The following is a 19526-nucleotide window of genomic DNA, read 5'->3' as shown; positions in this document are numbered from 1 at the left end:
TTCTTCCCCGAGCAGGGTGCCCCGCGGCTCATCCGATTGACTGCAAGAGGGAAAAACGATGCGCAAACTGACACTAACGATCGCAGCGGCCACGCTGGCTACCGCCGGCCTTGCCGGAATCGCCTATGCCGCGCCCGGTATGATGCCGTCCGGCGACATGACCCGCGCCCAGGCGACCGCCATGGCCGACAAGATGTTCGCCAAGATGGATGTGAACGGTGACGGCAAGATCGATGCCGCCGACCGCGAAGCCATGAAGGCAAAGATGTTCGACCGGATCGACACCAATCACGACGGCGTGATCAGCAAGGACGAGTTCGAAGCTGCCGGTCCGCCGCATCGCGACGGCGACATGCGCGGCGAACGCCAGGGCAAGCGCGGGCACCATCGCGGGATGCGCGGCGACCGCGGCGACATGATGCGGATGATGCTTCGGCGCGCCGACACCAATGGCGATGGTGCCATCACCAAGGCCGAATTCGAGGCTGCCGCGCTCAAGCACTTCGACCAGATGGATGCCAACCACGACGGCACCGTCACTGCGGCCGAACGTCAGGCAGCTCACGATGCGATGAAGGCCAAGTGGGAGCAGATGCGCGCTGAGCACCAGGCTCCGCCGCCTCCGCCGGAAAACTGAGGCAACGGCCTGCCAATCGCAAGGGGCGCGCTTGACCGGCGCGCCCCGTCGTGCGCACCAGTATGTCCATGAACGAGCCCAACCCGATCCGGATCCTGCTGGTCGACGACGAGCCGACCTTGCGTGAGCCTTTGGCAGCCTATCTCGAGCGCCAGGGTTTTTCGGTACGCGAGGCGGACAACGCTGCCGCAGCGCGTAGCGTTTTGCTCGAAGAGAAGCCGCACCTTGCGTTGCTCGACATCATGATGCCGGGCGAAGACGGGTTGTCACTCTGCCGCCACCTGGTCGAAGCGAAGGACCTGCCGGTCATCCTGCTCACCGCCAGGGGCGAAGCGACCGACCGCATCGTCGGACTCGAAATCGGGGCCGACGATTACGTCGTGAAGCCGTTCGAACCGCGCGAGCTGGTGGCGCGCATCCGCTCCGTGCTGCGCCGTTCGCAGCGGGCCACAAACGTGGAAGAAGATGCATCCTATGAGTTCGAGGGCTGGCTGCTCGATCCGCTCAAGCGGCGCCTGACCGACCCCGAAGGCACTACCGTTCCGATCTCGACTGCCGAGTTCCGGCTGCTGGTCTCGTTCCTCGACCATCCTCGCCAGGTACTCGACCGCGATAGGTTGCTCGACATGGTGCAGGGGCGCGAAGCCCACCTGTTCGACCGCGCTGTCGATAACCAGGTCAGCCGCCTTCGCCGCAAGATCGAGGCCGACAGCCGCAACCCGCACTTCATCCAGACCGTGCGCGGCGGCGGTTACCGTTTCGCCGCCGATGTGCGCCGGATCGCCGCAGGGCCTGCGACTTGACCCGTCCGTGGCCCCGCAGCTTGCTCGGCCAGGTGCTGCTGGCGGTAGCGGTGGCGCTGCTGATCGCGCAGACGATTTCGGCCGTGCTGCTCTATCGCGCAGCCGAGGAACGCCGCGAATCTGCAATCCTCCATTCGCTGGCCTTCCGGCTGGAGGCTCCCTCCCCTCAACTCCGCGAACACATGATGATGCGGCGGCCACCGCCGCATTTCCGCGAGCGACGTGACATCCGCCTGCCGCGCGCGCTGCGGCTGGAGGTCAAGGATCGCTCGCCGCTGTTACCGGGTGAAACTTCGGATTCCTCACGTGCGGCAGCACTACGCGAAATCCTCAGCGACGATGAAGCGAGCATTGCCGATCTCGTGGTAGTCGCGCGGCAACCGCAATCCGATCCGGCGTTCGCCCGAGTGGCCGGTCCGCTGCTCGATACCCGCGGCGGCAAGTTGATCGTTGCCGGGCTTCACGATGCGCAGACCGGACAATGGCGCGTCGCGCGGGTGTTCGTGCCCGCAACAGACAACCGGGCGCTTGGAACACTCGTGGTGCAGACGATCGTTCTCTACCTAGTGCTCGTAGGGATTCTCGCATTGCTGCTGCGGCGGATTACCAATCCGCTCGCGGCGCTGACCAACCGGCTCGAGCGCTTCTCCCGCACACAGGACACCGATGGCCAGTTCGAACCGCGCGGGCCCGACGATTTGCGCCGCCTGATCGCCGCGCACAATGCGATGGAAGCACGCATCGTCGCGATGCTCGACGAAAAGGACGTGATGCTCGGCGCGATCGGGCACGACCTCAAGACACCGCTTGCTGCGCTGCGAGTGCGGATCGAATCGGTCGAGGACGAGGCCGAACGCGCCCGAATGGCTGCGGGGATCGAGGACATCACCCGTTCGCTCGACGACATTCTCTCACTGGCCCGTGTCGGCCGGGCAAGCGAGTCGCCCGAACGCACCGACCTGTCCGCGCTTGCCGCGGCCGTGGTCGAGGAGTTCGAGGACATGGGCGAGCCGGTCACACTGGCCGAAGGCAAGCGAGTGGTCGGGCCGGTCCACGTCACCTGGGCGCGGCGGGCGCTGCGCAACCTCGTGTCCAACGCGGTGCGCTACGGCGGCGGCGCGGAAGTTGCGGTTGTGCGAGACGGCAACGAGTCGGTGTTGCGCGTGACCGACGACGGCCCGGGCATCCCGCCCGAACGGATCGCCGCCATGCTCGAGCCGTTCACGCGCGGGGAAGCGAGCCGCAACCGCGAGACCGGCGGGGCGGGCCTCGGCCTTACGCTCGCCCGCGCGATCGCCGAGCAGCACGGCGGGCAACTTGTCCTGGCAAACAGACCGGAGGGCGGGCTGCAAGCGGAGTTGCGATTGCCAATCGGCTAACGCACCCGCTTACCGCTCCTTGGTGGCGGAAAACGTCAGCTCGGGGTTCTTTTCGGCCTGGTAGCTGACGTCCCACGGGCTCTTGGCCATGAATACCATGTCTCCGTCGCGGTCCTTGGCAAGGTTCGCGCGGTTGAAATCGGCAAATCCCTTGAGCGCCTCGGCGCTGCCCTTGAGCCAGCGCGCGGTGGCAAACGGGGCGGCTTCCAACATGGCCTCGACCTTATACTCCGCCGATAGCCGCGAAACCAGCACGTCGAGCTGCAACTGCCCAACCACACCCACAATCCACTGCCCGCCGATCTCCGGATAGAATACCTGGATCACGCCCTCTTCGGACAGGTCGTCTAGTGCCGTTCGCAATTGCTTGGTCTTGGTCGGATCCTTGAGTACCACGCGGCGCAGGATTTCGGGCGCGAAGTTGGGCAGGCCGGTAAAGCGCACCTGGTTCTTTTCGCTCAGTGTATCGCCCACCCGCAGCGTGCCGTGGTTGGGAATGCCGATAATGTCGCCTGCCTCGGCGGTATCGGCGATCTCACGGTCCTGCGCAAAAAACAGGATCGGCGAATGCACCGCGATCGGCTTGCCGAGCCCGCTCGGGGTCAGCTTCATGCCGCGTTTGAAGGTGCCCGAAACCTGCCGCATGAACGCAATCCGGTCGCGGTGGTTGGGGTCCATGTTGGCCTGGACCTTGAAAATGAACCCGGTCACTTCATCGCGCTCGGGGCTGATCTGCTCTTCGCCAGCGGGCTGCGGGCGCGGCGGCGGGGCGAACTTGGCGATCGCGTCGATCAGTTCGTCGACCCCGAAGTTCTTGAGCGCCGAGCCGAAATAGACCGGCGTCAGGTCACCGTTGCGATATGCTTCTAGATCGAATTCGGGATAGCCGATTTGCGCCAGTTCGACGTTCTCGGCCACTTCATCAGGCAGCGCCGGATCGGGATCGCGCTTGCCCAGGAATTCCTTGCTCGGTCCTTCGGGCCGCGCGACCGCGCCGCTCGCGAAATCGAGCACCCCTTGGAACTGGCCGCCCATCCCCACCGGATAGCCTTGCGGCGAGACATCAAGCGCGAGCATGTCGGCGATCTCGTCGAGCAGCTCGAACACCGGGCGCCCTTCGCGATCAACCTTGTTGACGAACGTGATGATCGGCACGCTCCGCAAGCGGCAGACCTCGAACAGCTTGCGGGTCTGCGGCTCGATGCCCTTCGCCGCGTCGATCACCATCACTGCGCTGTCGACCGCAGTCAGCGTGCGATAGGTGTCTTCGGAAAAGTCCTCGTGCCCCGGTGTATCGAGCAGGTTGAAGGTGATCCCGTCCTTCTCGAAGGTCATCACCGAACTCGTCACCGAAATGCCGCGCTGCTGCTCGATCTTCATCCAGTCCGAGCGCGCCCGGCGCGCCTGCCCACGCGCCTTGACCTCGCCCGCCAGGTGGATCGCGCCACCGGTCAGCAGCAGCTTCTCGGTCAGCGTGGTCTTGCCCGCGTCGGGGTGCGAAATGATCGCGAAAGTACGGCGATTGGAAGTCATCTGAAGATCGGGTGGGTCAGTCGCGCGCCACGCGGAAGCCGGCGAAATCCTGGCTCACCGGCATCAACTCGAGGCGGTTGATGTTGAGATGCAGCGGAAGTTCGGCGATCCAGCGGATGGTATTGGCAATGTCCTCGCCGGTCATTGGGTCGGCCCCGGAATAGAGCTTGTCCGAAGCTTCCTGGCTGCCCGTGCGCACCAGCGTGAACTCGGTCTCGACCATGCCCGGCTCGATGCTGGTCACGCGCACGCCGGTGCCGTGCAGGTCGGCGCGCAGCGCAAGGGTGAAGTGGTTCGCAAACGCCTTGCTTCCCGCATAGACATTGCCACCGGGGTAGATGTAGCTCCCGGCAACCGATCCGATCGCGATGATCGCGCCCTTGCGCGCAACCAGCGTGGGCAGCAGCTTGCGGGTCAGCACCACCATAGCGGTCACATTGGTGTCGATCATCACCTGCCAGTCGGCGAGGTCCGCCTCTTGTGCGGGCGACAGGCCCTTGGCCAGACCGGCGTTGTTCACCAACAGGTCTACGCCCGCGAACTCCGCAGGCAGTGCGGCAATCGCCGCGTCCATCGCTGCGCTGTCGCGCACATCAAATACCGCCGGGTGGACTTTGTCCGCACCGAGCTCCGCAACCAGCGCTTCGAGCCGCTCTTGGCGACGCCCCGTCGCAATGCAGCGCCAGCCGCTAGCAACCAATGCGCGCACAGTGGCTTCGCCGATACCGGCGGTTGCTCCGGTTACGAAGGCGGTTTTCATGCTCTCAACTCCGCACCGTGCTTGGCTGCTGCAGCGACGATCCTGTCCGAAATCGCCTTGATCTCAGCGTCGGTATAGGTCTTGTCGCTCGGCTGTAGCACCACTTCGACCGCAACCGACTTCCTGCCTTCGGGCACACCATTTCCGGCGAACACATCGAACACCCGGGTGGAAACGATGTTGGCCTTGTCGGCATTCTTGACCGTGCGTGCGAGATCGCCGGCTGACAGCGTGGCATCGACGAGGAACGCGAAGTCGCGCGTCACCGGCTGCAAAGCAGGCGGCGCGTAAGGCGTGCGGGCGAACCCGGCATTCTTGCGCTCGGGAATCGCATCGAGGAACAGCTCGACCGCCATTACCGGGCCATCGATATCGAACGCTTCGAGTGTCTTGGGATGAAGCGCGCCGAACCGGGCGAGCACGTTCTTCGGCCCCAGGCGCAAGGTTCCCGACTGGCCGGGATGGAACTGTCGCCCCGCTTCACCCATCACTTGCAGGTTCGCGACCGGCGCACCGGCAGCTTCGAGCAGGGCGAGCGCATCGGCCTTTGCGTCGAACGCATCGAAGGCGGCGGCCTTTCCGGTTGCCCAGCCGCGCTGGGTCTTCTCGCCGGCAAGCAGAACGCCGAGCGTTGCACGCTCATCGCTCGCCCCGCCTTCGCCCCGGAAATAGCGACGCCCGATCTCGAACAGGCGGGAACTGTCCACCCCGCGGGCGGCATTGCGTTTGGCGGCAGCGAGCAAACCGGGAATCAGCGACGGGCGCATTGCCTTCATGTCTTCGCTGATCGGGTTTTCGAGCACCCACAGCCCGCCGTTCCCGTCCACGAAATGGTCAGCATCGGCTTCCGGCAGGAACGACCACGTCACCGCTTCGGACAGCCCGCGCGCGGCAGCGGCGCGGCGCACCCTGCGTTCGCGTACCTGCTCCGGTGTGGCGGTCGGTCGCGCAACGCCATCGGCGCGCGGCAATGGTGCAGAGGCAATGTTGTCGAGTCCGTAGATGCGGACGACTTCCTCGACCAGGTCGGCGGAGCCTTCGATATCGTGGCGGCGCAATGGCACTTCGATGTGCCAGGTCATCTTGCCGTCGCCGAACTGGGTCCGCGTCGCGGTAAAGCCCAGCGCGGCAAGGATCGCCAGCTGCTCGTCTTCGGGCACGGCAACGCCGCCGATCCGTTCGACCAGCACCGGTTCGAAATCCAGTTTCTTCTTGTTCGATGGGGGAGAGCCCGCGCGGACGACCTCACTCGCTTCCCCACCACAGAACCGCACGATCATGTCGGTCAGCAGGTCCAGCCCCGGATCGAGGAAAGCGGGATCGACCCCCCGCTCGAACCGCGTGCGGGCATCGCTCGAAAGCCCCAGCGCGCGCCCGGTCTGCCCAATCCGCTCCGGATCGAAATAGGCGATCTCGAGCAGGACATCGGTGGTCGCCTCCGAGCAGCCCGAATGCTCGCCGCCCATGATGCCCGCGATATCGTGCACCCCCGCGTCGTCGGCGATCACGGTCATGCTATCGTCGAGCGTGTAAGTCTTCTCGTTGAGCGCCAGCACCTGCTCGCCCGGCTTCGCGCGTCGGGCCACGACCGCGCCGTTGAGCTTCGCCAGGTCGTAAGCGTGCGCCGGGCGACCAAATGCGAGCATCAGGTAGTTGGTGATGTCCACCAGCGCGCTGATCGGACGCTGCCCCGCAGCGATCAGGCGGCGCTGCATCCACTCAGGGCTGCTACCGTTCGTCACGCCACGGATCACCCGGCCATAGAACGCAGGACAGCCTTCAGAATCGTCGGTGCGGATTTCGACCGGGCATGGGAAAACCCCGGCAACCGGATCGACGCGATAAGGCTTGAACGTGCCCATTCCTGCCGCCGCCAGGTCGCGCGCGATGCCTTCCACGCCCATGCAATCGGGTCGGTTGGGGGTGATCGCGACATCGAACACCGGTGACGTGTTGTGATAGTCGGCAAAGCTGGTCCCGACCGGCGCATCCTCGGGCAGTTCGATGATCCCGTCGTGCTCGTCGCCCAGTTCGAGCTCGCGCACCGAGCACATCATGCCGTTCGATTCGACGCCGCGGATCGCGCTCTTCCTGAGTTCCATGCCATTGGCCGGGACCACCGCTCCGGGCAGGCCCAGCACGCCTTTCATCCCCGCACGGGCGTTTGGCGCGCCGCAGACGACCTGCAGCGGATCGCCATCTCCGATGCTGACCGTAAGCACTTGCAGCTTGTCGGCATCGGGATGCGGCGCGGCGGTCAGCACTTCGGCTACGCGGAAGCCCGCCAGCCGCTCGGCCGGATCTTCAAGCCCTTCGACCTCGAGCCCGATCGCGTTGAGCTTCGCAGCGATTTGCGCCGCATTCGCTTCGGTATCGAGGAACGTCTTCAGCCATTCGAGCGAGAACTTCATGCGCGCGCTCCCGAGTCCCTTGCCCCAACCCCACCCGAAAGCGTCGGCTGGTCGAATGGCGAGAAGCCGTAATGGTCGAGCCAGCGCTGGTCGCCGTCGAAGAACGCACGCAAATCGTCCATCGCATATTTGAGCATGGCAAGCCGGTCGACACCAACGCCGAACGCGAAGCCCTGCCACACGTCGGGATCGAGTCCGGCGAACTCGATCACCCGCCGATTGACGATCCCTGACCCCAGCAGTTCCATCCATCCGTGACCCGGCGCGTCGCCATCGCCGCCCAATACGCGGCGGCCGTTCACGTCCTGCCAGCCGACATCGACCTCCACCGATGGTTCGGTGAACGGGAAGTAGCTCGGGCGCAGCCGCAAAACGATGTCATCGCGCTCGAAGAACGCCTTGAGGAAGGTTTCGAGCGTCCACTTGAGGTGGCCAAGGTGAATGCCCTTGTCGACCACCAGCCCTTCGACCTGGTGGAACATCGGAGTATGCGTGGCGTCGCTGTCGCTGCGATAGACTCGACCGGGCGCGATAATCCGCAAAGGCGCGCCCTGCTCTACCATCGAGCGGATCTGCACCGGTGAGGTATGCGTGCGCAACAGCATCCGGTTTCCCTGTGCGTCGCGGTCGGGGAAATAGAAGGTGTCGTGCATCGCCCGCGCTGGATGGGATTCGTCCATGTTGAGCGCCGTGAAGTTGTGCCAGTCGTCCTCGATTTCAGGGCCGGTAGCGACCGAGAAGCCCATGTCGGCGAAGATTTCCGCCAGCTCGTCCATCACTTGGCTCACCGGGTGGATCGAACCGCGCGGTGCCTCGGGGGCAGGTAGTGTCAGGTCGAGCGTTTCATTCGCCAATTGCGCCTCGAGCGCGGCGGCGTCGAGCGCCGCCTTTCGCTCGGCAATCGCGTCGGAAACCTGCGCGCGGATGCCCTGGATCCGCGGGCCTTCGGATTGGCGCTGATCAGGGGTCATCTGCCCCAGAGTCTTCATCAGCAGGCTGACCCAGCCCTGCTTGCCAAGCGCGGCCACGCGCTGCGTCTCGAGCGCAGCGGCATCGCCCGCTTCGCGGATTGCGGCCAGAGTCTCGGCCAGTCGGGATTCGTCGGTATCGGTCATTGCGCAAGTGCCACTAGGGTTATGGCCGATAACTGGCAATGCCTGCCATTATTCGGCAGGTTCACCGCCTTCCGGCTGGTGAAGCACCTGCATTGGAGCTCCCGCGGCCGCAGCACGGGCGAGCGCCGCCGCACCAAGGATCGGATGGGGCAACGCGCGATAGGCGGTCGGCGCCATGTCCATGAAGCGGTGGAAGTCGCGAATGAAGTGCGCTTGGTCGAAATATTGCGTGTCCATCGTGTCGAGCCAATTGAGCGAAGGGTCGAGCATGAACTCGGCCAGGCTGCGCAAGAATCGCTGGCGGCGCAAAAGCAACTTTGGCGGAAAGCCGAACGCCTGGCGTGCGATACGCTCGACCGATCGCGGGGTAAGGCCCGTTCTGTCAGCAAGCGCGGCGACTGTCTGCACTTCGGGATCGACCAATGCGGCGTGGATCGCCAAAATCCGCTCCTCGTCTTGCGCAGGTCGCTCGAGCAACCCGAGCATTATGCTATCGATCCGATCGACTTCGGTGGCAAAATCCGGCTCGGCACCGAAAACTCCGCTTCCCAGCGGTCGAAACGCAGCGAACGCTTCATCTTCCAGCGCGTCGGTAAACCGGTCCGCACGATCGGCGGCAGCGCAGTTCGCGAATCGCGCCCAACCGAGCGGCAAAAACCCGATGCCCCAGTATCGCCCCGGCCCGATCCGGAACCGGGTGGCATGGCTGGTCGGGCCGGTCGCGACAAGCGCCCCGGTGTCTGACAGTTCGCCCGGACCGATCGATCCTGACATGCTGCCCCCGTCGCTAAAGCGAACGTTGGCCCATTCTGGATGGAGGTAATCCTCGACGATTCCTCCCTCGAGCGGGGCGACTTCGGTCAAATAGTAAGTCGTAACGTATGGGCGCAACCGCGCGTTCGGCAACGCGAAGCGCACCGCAACACTGTTGCTGCTTGGTCCCGTGCGATCGATTGGGCGACCCCTTGATTGACCCCGCACGTTTCATACAGGGAATGGCTTCGCAGGCGCAAGGAGGCTGGGGGGCTAATCCCGTTTGGGCTTATCGAGGGTCTGCGCGGGCGACCCCCACACCCGCTCGCGCTCCGCCATGAAAGCACCGAGCACAGGGTGCGGCAGGGCTGCATATTCGCTCGGCGTCATGTGCATGAATGCCCGAAATTCGCGCGTGAAGTGGGCGTGGTCGTGATAGTGTTCATCAATCGCAGCTTTCCAGCTGCCCTCTCCTGCCAACATAAATGCAGCCAAACTGCGCATGAATCTCTGCCTACGGAGCAGTAGCTTGGGCGGGAACCCGAAATGCTTGCGGCAAATTCTCTCAAGCGCACGAATGGAAATCCCGGCACGTTCGGCAATCTCGCCAACGCTGGAAACGTCCGTATCGACGATCGCGGCATGCACCGCACGAATGATGTCCGCTTCTGGCGTTGGCGTGTCGATCGAACGGAAGAATTCGATCAGCCGCGCGAATTCGGCTTCGTCGTCGGGCACATCGCCCATCACTTCGAGCAGCGGTGCGAATCGCGCGAAGGCCGGGTTCGTTTCACCGTCGTACAGCTGGTTGGCGTGGTCGGACGCCTGCAACCGCACGAAACGCGCCCATCCGAGCGGGAACAAGCCGACCCCCCACATGCGCGTAGTGCCCATTTCGAAGCGCACCGGGCGTGAACTCGGGCCGGTCGCGGTAAAGCGGGAATCGACGATACGCGCGCCCTCGACCATTTCCGAGACCGGCAGGTCACCCGAAAATACCCTGAGGTTGGCCCATTCGGGCTGGAGGTAGTCCTCTACCCGGTCGCCGCCCGGCACTGTGAAGGTAACGCGATAGAACGTGGTAAAGCAGCCGTCGAACTCGGCCGGCGGCGCGAAAAAGCGCACATCGATTTCGCAGTCACGCTGCACGACCCGTTGCCCCCGTTGGCGGAATGGATTGAACCCGCCCTCAAGCTTTATCTAGTCAATTTTTGACGCGAATGCGAGACTTCGGTTTCTGGCGTGGACGATGCACTCTAAGGATGAACATGCAAAGGGCGCTGCAAGCCGTTGCCCGCAGCGCCCCTGCAATTCGTAACCGTCGAAAGGTTTCGGCTTAGCCGAGCGCCTTCTTCGCCTCCGCAATGATCGAACCGAAGGCCGCGCCTTCGTTCATCGCGAGGTCCGCCATGACCTTCCGGTCGAGCTCGATGCCGGCAAGCTTCGCGCCGTGCATGAACTGCGAATAGGTGAGGCCTTCGGCGCGCACCGCGGCGTTAATCCGCTGGATCCACAGCGCACGGAAGTTGCGCTTCTTCACCTTGCGGTCGCGGTAGGCGTACTGCCCGGCTTTTTCGACCGCCTGGCGAGCGACGCGAATGGTGTTCTTGCGGCGACCGCGATAGCCCTTGGCCTGGTTGAGCAGCCGCTTGTGCTTGGCGCGGGTGGTCACACCCCGTTTGATACGTGCCATCTCGAAATACTCCTGTTGCTACCCGGCTCAGTCGAGGCCGTAAGGGGCCCACTTCTTGATCGTCTTCGCATCGGCGTCGGAGATCACAGTGGTGCCGCGGTTCTGGCGGATGTACTTCGCATTGTGGCTGATCAGGCGGTGACGCTTGCCGGCGACCCCATGCTTGACCTTGCCGCTGGCGGTGATCTTGAAGCGCTTCTTCACACCGCTCTTGGTCTTCATCTTGGGCATTTTCGTCTCCTTTGCAGGGACACGTCGGACCAGCCCTGGCAGCCCTTGTTGGCCAGGCCGGCACATGAATCACGTGTCGGTGAAGGGCGCGCCCCTAGCTGGGGAGGCGGCAAATGGCAAGCGTTGATCGGGCAATCTCGTTGTCTGTCCCGGGCTTGCCAGACAAGCGACACAATCTCGTAACGCAATCGTCAACGCCCTGACATCTGGCGCGCGTATCGCACCAGACATGATCAAACCTGTCCGAACCGCGCTTGCGCTGCTTGTCGCCGCCGTCACCACGCCCGCCGCCGCCAAGGCTCCCGAAAAGCCCAAGCTGATCGTAACGCTGGTTGTCGACCAGTTCGCGGCCGACCTGTTCGACCAGTACCGCCCAGTTTTCACCGGCGGTTTCAAGCAGCTATCCGACGGTGTCGCCTATGTCGACGGCTACCAGAGCCACGGCGCGACCGAGACCTGCCCCGGCCACTCGACAGTGCTGACCGGCCGCCATCCGTCGTCAACCGGGATCATATCGAACACCTGGTTCGATCGCTCGAACGGCGCGTGGACCTATTGCGTAGCGGTGAAAGGCGAGAACCCGTTTGCGCGCGGGCCGCAGAACCTGAAGGCCAGCACCCTGGGTGCATGGCTCAAGTCGGCAGAGCCGGGTGCGAGGGTGATTTCGATTTCGGGCAAGGACCGCGCGGCGATCATGCTCGGCGGGCACGATGCCGACGGCGAGTTCTGGTGGGGATACCGGCCCGGTTTCACCAGTTCGCCGTTTGCCGATCCGGTACCGCCCGCACTTGCTAGCCAGGTCAGCCAGTTCAATGCCGACTTGCTCGCGCGCTGGCAGCACAATCCGCCGAAATTCTGGCCAGCCGCGCTTCCGGCAGACTGTAGCGCGCTCGAACGTCCGGAGCATTTCGGGCATATCGAACTTTCGGGCCAGATGCCGCCCGCCGAATCGCAAGGCGTCGAGCGGAACCCCGCATTCCTGCGGACCGATGCGTTTCGCGACCAGCTGATGGCATCGCCGCTGATCGACCGGGCAACGCTGGAACTGGCCGAGCACCTGATCGACAGCCAGAAGCTGGGCCAGCGGCAGGCAACCGACCTGCTCGCGGTCAGCCTGTCGAGCACCGACTATGTCGGCCATCGCTACGGCAAGGGCGGGCCGGAGATGTGCGCCAACCTCCACGCGCTGGACGGCGAGCTGGCCGCGTTCTTCGCAAAGCTCGACGCGCTCGGTGTGCCATACGTCGTGGCCCTCACCGCAGACCACGGCTCGCTCGATGCGACCGAGCGGCGGCTGCAGGAAGGGCTCCCCGCGCATCGCCTCGACGGCCGCCAGTTCCTGTTCGACCTCGGAACGCACCTCCAGCAAGCGCTCGGGATCGATTACGACCCGATCGAAGCGAAAAGCCCGCAGGAGCTGTGGATCAACGCCCCGGGCGGGAAAGCCTTCCACGCCAAGATCAGGGACGCGGCGGTCGCCTGGCTCCAGCAGCGCCCGGAAGTGCGGCAGGTCTTCACTAGCGCGCAGATCGCCGCTGCCGTGCCGCCGCCCGGAACCCCGGTTGACAAGCTGACGATGGCCGAGCGGGCCCACGAGAGCTACGATCCGCAGCGCAGCGGCGATATCTTCGTAGTGCTCAACGAATTCACGACGCCGTACATGCCGCTTTCGCCGACCGACGCGATCGCCGGACACGGCTCACCGTGGGACTATGACCGGCAGGTGCCGATCCTGTTCTGGTGGCCGGGCGTGAAGGCCGAAACCATCGCTCACCCGATCGAAACGGTCGATATCGCCCCGACGCTCGCTGCCGTCGCCGGGATCGCCACGCCGAAGCTTGACGGACGCTGCCTCGATGAAGTCGCCCAATGCAGCAGCGCCGCTCGACTGGCTGCCCGCCTGCCCGGCCCGGCGACCGCCAAATTGCCGTAGCGCCGACTGCCAAGCGGCATTATCAGCCCTGACGATGGACACGATCATCTACCACAATCCCGAATGCGGGACGTCGCGCAATACGCTGGGGTTGATCCGCAATGCGGGGATCGAGCCGCACGTGATCGAATATCTCAAGACCCCGCCGAGCCGCGCAATGCTGGTTTCGTTGATCGACCGGATGGGGATCCCCCCGCGCGCGCTCCTGCGCGAAAAGGGCACCCCGTTCGCCGAACTGGGGCTCGACGACCCGTCGCTGCAGGACGAAGAGCTGATCGACGCGATGATGGCGCACCCGATCCTGATCAATCGCCCGATCGTGGTCACGCCGGAGGGCGTGCGCCTGTGTCGCCCGTCCGAAGTCGTGCTGGAGATCCTGCCGCCCCAGCACAGCGAATTCCGCAAGGAAGACGGCGAACTGGTAGTCGACGCGCGCAGAGACACTGCCGAGTGAGCTACTCGCTTTCGCAACGCCTGGCAGCGGAAGCGCTTGGCACGGGCCTGCTGGTCGCAGCGGTCGTCGGCTCGGGGATCATGGCCGAAGGCCTCTCGGCCGGGAACATGGGTGTCGCCCTGCTCGCCAACACCGTCGCGACCGGGGCGATCCTGTTCGTTCTCATCACCGTACTCGGCCCGGTTTCGGGCGCACATTTCAACCCGGTGGTCAGTGCGGTCTTCGCCCTACGCCGCGAGATTCGCTGGAGCGACGCAGCTGCGTTCTGTGCAGTGCAGGTTATCGGAGGCGTGCTCGGGACATTGCTCGCGCACGCGATGTTCGAACTGCCGCTCGTCCAGCTTTCGGCCCACGTCCGGTTCGGGACCGGCCAGTTCCTGTCCGAATGCGTAGCGACTTTCGCGCTGGTGTTCACGATCATCGGCACGCTGCGCGCGCGGCCGCAAGCGGTCCCGATCGCAGTCGCGCTGGTCATTACCGCGGGTTACTGGTTCACCGCATCGACCTCGTTCGCCAACCCGGCGGTCACGATCGCCCGGACGCTGTCCGACACGTTTTCGGGGATCGCACCGATCGATGCTGGCCCCTTCATTGCCGCGCAGCTCATCGGCGGTCTTGCCGCGTGGACCCTGGCCGAACGCCTGTTCGGCTGGACTGCGGGAGCGACCGAACAACCCTCGCTGTCCGGATCGCTCGAAGACTGAGCTCTCTCAGGGAACAAAGAGAATGGGCCCGCACCAACGGCACGGGCCCATCGCAAATTCTTGCTTCCGGCAAGTCGCCGGTGAGGCAAGTTACTTGATGTTCTTCGACCAGTAGACTTCGATGTTCTTCACCAGCGAAGCCGGCAGCGGAACGTAGTCCAGCGCCACTGCCTGGCCCTGGCCCTTTTCCAGCGCCCAGCGGAAGAATTTGAGCGCCTTCGCCGAGGAAGCGGGGTTCTTCGGGTTCTTGTACATCAGCACGAAGGTGGTCGCGGTGATCGGATAGGCCGCCGCACCCGGTGCGTTGGTCATCACGAGGTCGAAGTCCTGTGCACTGCCCCAGTCGGCGGTTGCCGCTGCAGCCTGGAACGAGGCCTTGTTCGGCAGCACATACTTGCCTGCCTTGTTCTGGATCAGAGCGTAGGTCATCTTGCTCTGCAGGACGTAGGCGTATTCGACGTAGCCGATCGAACCGGGAATCTGCTTGACGTAAGCAGCAACGCCCGCGTTGCCCTTGCCGCCGACGCCGGCCGGCCAGCTGACCGAGGTGCCTTCGCCGACCGAGCTTTTCCAGGCCGGGCTCACCTGGCCGAGGTAGTGCGTGAAGTTGAACGTGGTGCCCGAACCGTCCGAACGGTGAACTACCGTCAGGTTCGAAGAGGGCAGCTTGAGGCGCGGGTTGAGCTTCACGATCGCCGGATCGTTCCACTTAGTGATCTTGCCAGCGTAGATGTCGGCCAGCACCGGGCCGGTCAGGTGAAGCTGGCCGGGCTTGAGGCCGGGGACGTTGACAACCGGGACGATGCCGCCAATCACCAGCGGGAACTGCGCGAGGCCTGCAGCAGACAGTTCGCTCGGGTCGAGCGGCTTGTCGGTCGCGCCGAAATCGACCGTGCCGGCCTTGATCTGCGCGATACCACCGCCCGAACCGATCGACTGGTAGTTGATCGCCTCGCCGCCCATCTTCACGTAGTCGGCGGTCCATTTGGTGAGCACCGGATAGATGAAGGTCGAGCCGGCACCGGTGACCGCAGCGTTGGCGGCGGTGACGAGGCCTGCCGCTGCGACGAGTGCGAGCGGGGCGGAAAACTTGGGCATGTACATGTGAGGAGAGCCTTCCCTGAGAGTCGACGGAATCGACGACGATTGCCGTCGCCGAGAGCGCCATGCGCCCGGAAGGCTTCAACTGCGTGTCGGATTGATGACCGGCCCGTCACATTGGCCACAAACGGCGAACCCCAGTCAAATGGAGCGGCCGTGGAGGTGCATCATACCCTCTTCAGGAGGAGAGTTTAGGGGCAGTCCCGAGCCGTTGGCGTTCGCGCCAACGCTCCGATCCCCAGCGCGCGATGACCGCGTCGATCCGTTGCTTGTTCTTGCCGGAAAACGTGCCGATCGGGCCGCAGTGGTGCTGCTCCACGAGGCACGCCTCGCCAGTATCGAGCCGCAATGTCGTCAGCTCCATACCTTTGCCTGCAAGGCCGATCGTGGTCGGAGTATCGATCGGGCCGATGTGCATGAAAGGCGCGACCTTTTCGACAGGAGGCGTTTCGCCCCGGATCGCAGCAGTGATAATGCCGCGATAATCGTCGAGCGCGATCGGACCCTTGGGCATCATCCCGGGCCGGTTGCCGACAAACACGGTGGCGAACTGGTGCGTGTTGAGCACGTGGCCGTGGCCGAGGAATCCGTCTTCGAACAGGTCTTCGCCGTGATCGCCCGATACGACCAGGATCGTGTTGTCCCACACGCCCTTGGCCTTGAGCCGGGCAATCAACTGCCCGAGCCAGTAGTCTGAATTGGCGACCGCATTCCAATAGGTTTCGCGTACCTGCTTGGCATTGGCTTCATCGATCTCGTCGCGCGGAAGCGGGTGCGGATCGATCCGGCGGGCGACCCCGGGATGGTCATACGGGAAGTGCGCCGACTGGAAATTGAAATAGGCAAAGTGAGGGGTCTTCTTCCAGTCTTCCTTGCCGAAGGTATCGTCGAACGCCTTGAGCAAGTGACTTTCGTCGACCAGCAGGCTGCCCTTGGCCGCGAAATCGAACGCGCGCTGGTTCTTCAGCTTCTCCGCATCGAAGAACACATCGGCGTTGGCTTTCATCCCGACGGTTTTCGAGATGTCGCCGAAATCCTCCGCCTGCCCCGAGAAAACCCCGATGCGATAGCCGCTCGCCTTGAAATCGCGGAACATCGACGGGTCGCCGACATGCGGCACCAACGCGCCGGAGAAGATCGACTTGAGGCTTTCGGTGGTGAACGCAACGTGGCTGTAGGACGGGTAGACCATGCTGCCGTTGCGGGCGAGCGCATCGAGGTTGGGGGCGACGAGCTTGCCATTCACGCGCTTGCCGATCACGTCGCCGCGGGTCGACTCGAACACCACCACCACGACATTGGGCCGCTTGCGAGTGAACACCTGCGGCCCCAGCGGCATGCCGACGGGGACGAGGTGGAGGTCGCCGCCATACCCGTCTTCATCGATACCGTTGCCCGGGATGTCGAGCGCGAGCGGGTGGCGCGCCGGGTCGAACGGTGCGGCATCGTGCTGGATTCCGAACATGCCGTAACCGTCGCGGTCGAAATCTGTCGCGTAATCGAGCGCGCCGTCGAGCGCGCTCCAGGCAATCGTGCGCTCGAGGCCATAGGCGGCGTTGTCGCCCGAGCGGCCGACAAACCATGCGACAGTGACGAATGCCACGCCGACCGCGACCAGCACTGCCGTGCGCGGAGGGCTGGGTCGCTCCATCCCCGGCGGCAAGACGCGCAGCGCAATTCGCCAGGCGATCCAGCAGGCAACGATGACGCCGAGCAGGCATGCCGCCGCGAGCGCGATCTCGCTCAGCCCGAACAGGAACGCATCGTAGAGGCTCCCCCCGCCGAGCTGCCGGATGAGCGCAAAGCTGATCGCGTCTGAGAAATACGAATGTAACTGGTACTGCGCGGCGAGGACCATGCAGAACCCGAGCCCGTTGATCATCGCAAACAGAAGCGTCGGCGCCCATGCGGGGCGCTTGCGAGTAAGTCGCAGCGCAAGCAGCCAGCCGGCAAGTCCGACAACGGCCTGCGCAAGACCGTAGGCGAGCAGGAATTCGGCGCGCTGGCCGAAGCTCTCGATCGCACGCGACATCCCGAAGCCGCCAGTAAACAGCCCGTACTTGCGGTCGGCCAGCGCCAGTTCGATCGCCGAAACGAAAAACACGATCGCGACCGGCGCATATGCAAACAGGCGCGCCCACAGCCCGCGCGGGCGCGGCGAAGCGGTTGCATCCGTATCGAGTGCGCGAGTCGCCATCGGGCACGGTTAACGCGCCCGGCTTAGGATTTACCTAATGCCTGAGCAGCTTAGTGTCCGCAGGCCAGCGCTTCCACCACGTCATCCAGCCGTGCCGGATCGCCCAGCGCGATCACGTGCCCGTCGCTGCCCGCGTGGAGCGGCTCGCCGTTCCAATCTGCCATAGTCCCGCCAGCCCCTTCGACCACTGGCACCAGCGCGGCGAAATCGTGCAACTTGAGCCCCGCCTCGCAAACCAGGTCGATCTGGCCGCTCGCGAGCAGGCCATAGTTGTAGCAATCGCCACCCCACACCATCCGCCGATGCGCCGTCTTTCCCGCCAGCGCCATGAAATGCTCGGCCGCGTGATCGTCGAACAGGCTCGGGCTGGTCGTGGCGAGCAGTGCATCCGACAGTTCGCGACACGCCCGGGACTGTGCCGGTTGGCCGTTGAAGGTGGTCTGCTGGCCGGTTGCGCCGACCCAGCGTTCGCCGAGGATCGGTTGGTCGATCACGCCCAGGACCGGGAACCCGCCTTCAAGCAGCGCAATCAGTGTGCCGAAAATGGGTCGTCCGGCGACGAAGCTGTTGGTCCCGTCGATCGGATCGAGCACCCAGCGGCGCGACGCACCTTCACGCTCGATACCGAACTCCTCGCCCTGGATGCCATCGCGCGGGACCTCGGCGGCAAGGATCCGCCGCATTGCCTCTTCCGCCGCGCGGTCGGCTAACGTTACCGGAGATGCGTCATCCTTCGCTTCAAGCCCGATCGCACCGCGCCAATAGGGGCGGATCGCTGCACCAGCCGCATCGGCAAGCCGGTTGGCGAGCGCGAGATCGTCGGCCAGCGCCACGTCAGTCGAACAGGCTGGAGACCGAACTTTCGTCGGCAATCCGGCGTACGGCCTCGCCGATCAACGGCGCAATCGTCAGGAACCGGATGCGCTTGGAATCGCTTGCCGCATCGGTCGCCCGGATCGTGTCGGTGATGACCAGTTCCTCAAGCGCAGACCCATCGACCCGGGCCACAGCACCACCCGACAATACGCCGTGGGTGATATAGGCCGCGACCGACTTTGCGCCGCCATCAAGAAGAGCCTGCGCCGCATTGCACAGCGTCCCGCCCGAATCGACGATGTCGTCAATCAGGATGCAGTGGCGGCCCGAGACGTCGCCGATGATGTTCATCACTTCGGATTCGCCCGGCCGGTCACGCCGCTTGTCGACGATGGCGAGCGGCGCGTTGTCGAGCCGCTTGGCCAGCGCACGGGCGCGCACAACGCCGCCAACGTCGGGGCTGACGACCATCAGCTCGCGATCGCCGTATCGCGCCTGGATATCGGCAGCCATCACCGGGGCGGCGAACAGGTTATCGGTCGGGATATCGAAGAAACCCTGGATCTGACCTGCATGGAGGTCGACCGAAAGCACGCGATCGGCACCGGCTTCGGTGATCAGGTTGGCGACCAGCTTGGCGCTGATCGGTGTGCGCGGCCCGGGTTTGCGATCCTGCCGGGCATACCCGAAATAGGGGACCACTGCAGTAATCCGGCTTGCCGACGCGCGCTTGAGCGCATCGATGCAGATCAGCAGTTCCATCAGGTTGTCGTTCGCCGGAAAGCCGGTCGACTGGATCAGGAAGACATCCTCGCCACGCACGTTCTCGTGGATTTCGACGAACACTTCCTCGTCGGCGAAGCGGCGGACGCTGGCGTCGGTCAGCGGCATTTCGAGGTAACCTGCAATCGCCCGGGCGAGCGGGAGGTTCGAATTGCCGGACATGATCTTCATCGTCGTTCCCTCGAATATACGTGAGGCAGAATCGGTCAATGCGGGCTTAGCC

The 19526-nt window shown here is 64.4% G+C and carries 18 protein-coding genes; 6 read left to right on the top strand and 12 right to left on the bottom strand.

What is annotated here, in order from left to right; all coding sequences use genetic code 11:
- The first annotated feature begins 58 nt into the window (after positions 1-58).
- The 3 genes from CJO11_RS09370 to CJO11_RS09360 all read left to right on the top strand — a co-directional run bounded on the left by CJO11_RS09370 (position 59) and on the right by CJO11_RS09360 (position 2819).
- Positions 59-637 carry an EF-hand domain-containing protein gene (locus tag CJO11_RS09370; protein ID WP_095012475.1) on the top strand — a complete coding sequence of 193 codons (579 nt, stop codon included), beginning with the start codon at positions 59-61 and terminating at the stop codon, positions 635-637.
- Between the two features lie 68 nt (positions 638-705).
- Positions 706-1440 carry a response regulator gene (locus CJO11_RS09365; protein ID WP_095012474.1) on the top strand — a complete coding sequence of 245 codons (735 nt, stop codon included), beginning with the start codon at positions 706-708 and terminating at the stop codon, positions 1438-1440.
- Positions 1437-2819: a sensor histidine kinase gene (locus CJO11_RS09360; protein ID WP_095012473.1), complete on the top strand. Its 1383-nt coding sequence runs from the start codon at positions 1437-1439 to the stop codon at positions 2817-2819. Before CJO11_RS09365 ends, CJO11_RS09360 begins: the two co-directional genes overlap by 4 nt.
- Positions 2820-2828: 9 nt before the next feature.
- Here CJO11_RS09360 and CJO11_RS09355 read toward each other — a convergent pair whose 3' ends face one another.
- From CJO11_RS09355 to rpmI, 8 genes are all read right to left on the bottom strand, one after another.
- Positions 2829-4352, bottom strand: coding sequence for a peptide chain release factor 3 (locus CJO11_RS09355; protein ID WP_095012472.1), 1524 nt, complete (start codon positions 4350-4352; stop codon positions 2829-2831).
- Between the two features lie 16 nt (positions 4353-4368).
- Positions 4369-5112 (bottom strand): SDR family NAD(P)-dependent oxidoreductase, encoded by a 744-nt coding sequence (locus CJO11_RS09350; RefSeq protein ID WP_095012471.1) that lies wholly within the window; start codon positions 5110-5112, stop codon positions 4369-4371.
- On the bottom strand, positions 5109-7523 hold the full coding sequence (gene pheT, locus CJO11_RS09345) for a phenylalanine--tRNA ligase subunit beta (protein WP_095012470.1): 2415 nt from the start codon (positions 7521-7523) through the stop codon (positions 5109-5111). Before pheT ends, CJO11_RS09350 begins: the two co-directional genes overlap by 4 nt.
- Positions 7520-8638, bottom strand: a complete 1119-nt coding sequence (gene pheS / locus CJO11_RS09340; RefSeq protein ID WP_095012469.1) for a phenylalanine--tRNA ligase subunit alpha — start codon at positions 8636-8638, stop codon at positions 7520-7522. Before pheS ends, pheT begins: the two co-directional genes overlap by 4 nt.
- A gap of 48 nt (positions 8639-8686) precedes the next feature.
- Positions 8687-9529 carry a helix-turn-helix domain-containing protein gene (locus CJO11_RS09335; protein ID WP_240504410.1) on the bottom strand — a complete coding sequence of 281 codons (843 nt, stop codon included), beginning with the start codon at positions 9527-9529 and terminating at the stop codon, positions 8687-8689.
- 135 nt (positions 9530-9664) lie between these two features.
- The gene (locus CJO11_RS09330; RefSeq protein ID WP_240504409.1) at positions 9665-10540 is read right to left on the bottom strand and encodes a helix-turn-helix domain-containing protein; all 876 of its coding nucleotides are present in this window, start codon (positions 10538-10540) and stop codon (positions 9665-9667) included.
- Between the two features lie 187 nt (positions 10541-10727).
- The gene (gene rplT, locus CJO11_RS09325) at positions 10728-11084 is read right to left on the bottom strand and encodes a 50S ribosomal protein L20 (protein WP_095012468.1); all 357 of its coding nucleotides are present in this window, start codon (positions 11082-11084) and stop codon (positions 10728-10730) included.
- Positions 11085-11111: 27 nt separating this feature from the next.
- Complete coding sequence (gene rpmI / locus CJO11_RS09320; protein ID WP_095012467.1) at positions 11112-11315, bottom strand: 50S ribosomal protein L35; 204 nt, start codon at positions 11313-11315, stop codon at positions 11112-11114.
- 229 nt (positions 11316-11544) lie between these two features.
- Between rpmI and CJO11_RS09315 the strand changes: the two genes are divergently transcribed.
- From CJO11_RS09315 to CJO11_RS09305, 3 genes are read left to right on the top strand one after another with little or no spacing between them, the layout of a single operon-like run.
- The gene (locus tag CJO11_RS09315; RefSeq protein ID WP_095012466.1) at positions 11545-13248 is read left to right on the top strand and encodes an alkaline phosphatase family protein; all 1704 of its coding nucleotides are present in this window, start codon (positions 11545-11547) and stop codon (positions 13246-13248) included.
- Between the two features lie 34 nt (positions 13249-13282).
- Positions 13283-13702, top strand: coding sequence for an arsenate reductase (glutaredoxin) (gene arsC, locus CJO11_RS09310; RefSeq protein ID WP_095012465.1), 420 nt, complete (start codon positions 13283-13285; stop codon positions 13700-13702).
- Entirely contained in the window at positions 13699-14406 is a 708-nt protein-coding gene (locus CJO11_RS09305; protein ID WP_095012464.1) for an aquaporin, read from the top strand. Before arsC ends, CJO11_RS09305 begins: the two co-directional genes overlap by 4 nt.
- Positions 14407-14496: 90 nt before the next feature.
- Here CJO11_RS09305 and pstS read toward each other — a convergent pair whose 3' ends face one another.
- From pstS to CJO11_RS09285, 4 genes are all read right to left on the bottom strand, one after another.
- Positions 14497-15504, bottom strand: a complete 1008-nt coding sequence (pstS, locus tag CJO11_RS09300; RefSeq protein WP_205651054.1) for a phosphate ABC transporter substrate-binding protein PstS — start codon at positions 15502-15504, stop codon at positions 14497-14499.
- Positions 15505-15685: 181 nt separating this feature from the next.
- Positions 15686-17704 carry an LTA synthase family protein gene (locus CJO11_RS09295; protein WP_095012462.1) on the bottom strand — a complete coding sequence of 673 codons (2019 nt, stop codon included), beginning with the start codon at positions 17702-17704 and terminating at the stop codon, positions 15686-15688.
- Between the two features lie 50 nt (positions 17705-17754).
- A complete protein-coding gene (gene hisN, locus CJO11_RS09290; protein ID WP_095012461.1) occupies positions 17755-18537 on the bottom strand; it encodes a histidinol-phosphatase in 783 nt (260 codons plus the stop codon).
- 1 nt (position 18538) lies between these two features.
- Positions 18539-19474, bottom strand: coding sequence for a ribose-phosphate pyrophosphokinase (locus CJO11_RS09285; protein ID WP_095012460.1), 936 nt, complete (start codon positions 19472-19474; stop codon positions 18539-18541).
- Between the last annotated feature and the right edge of the window lie 52 nt (positions 19475-19526).

The organism is Tsuneonella mangrovi (assembly GCF_002269345.1).
Taxonomy (GTDB): Bacteria; Pseudomonadota; Alphaproteobacteria; order Sphingomonadales; family Sphingomonadaceae; genus Tsuneonella; species Tsuneonella mangrovi.
The sequence above is the reverse complement of the archived record's forward strand: the minus strand, read 5'-3'. Positions and strand labels throughout refer to the sequence as shown.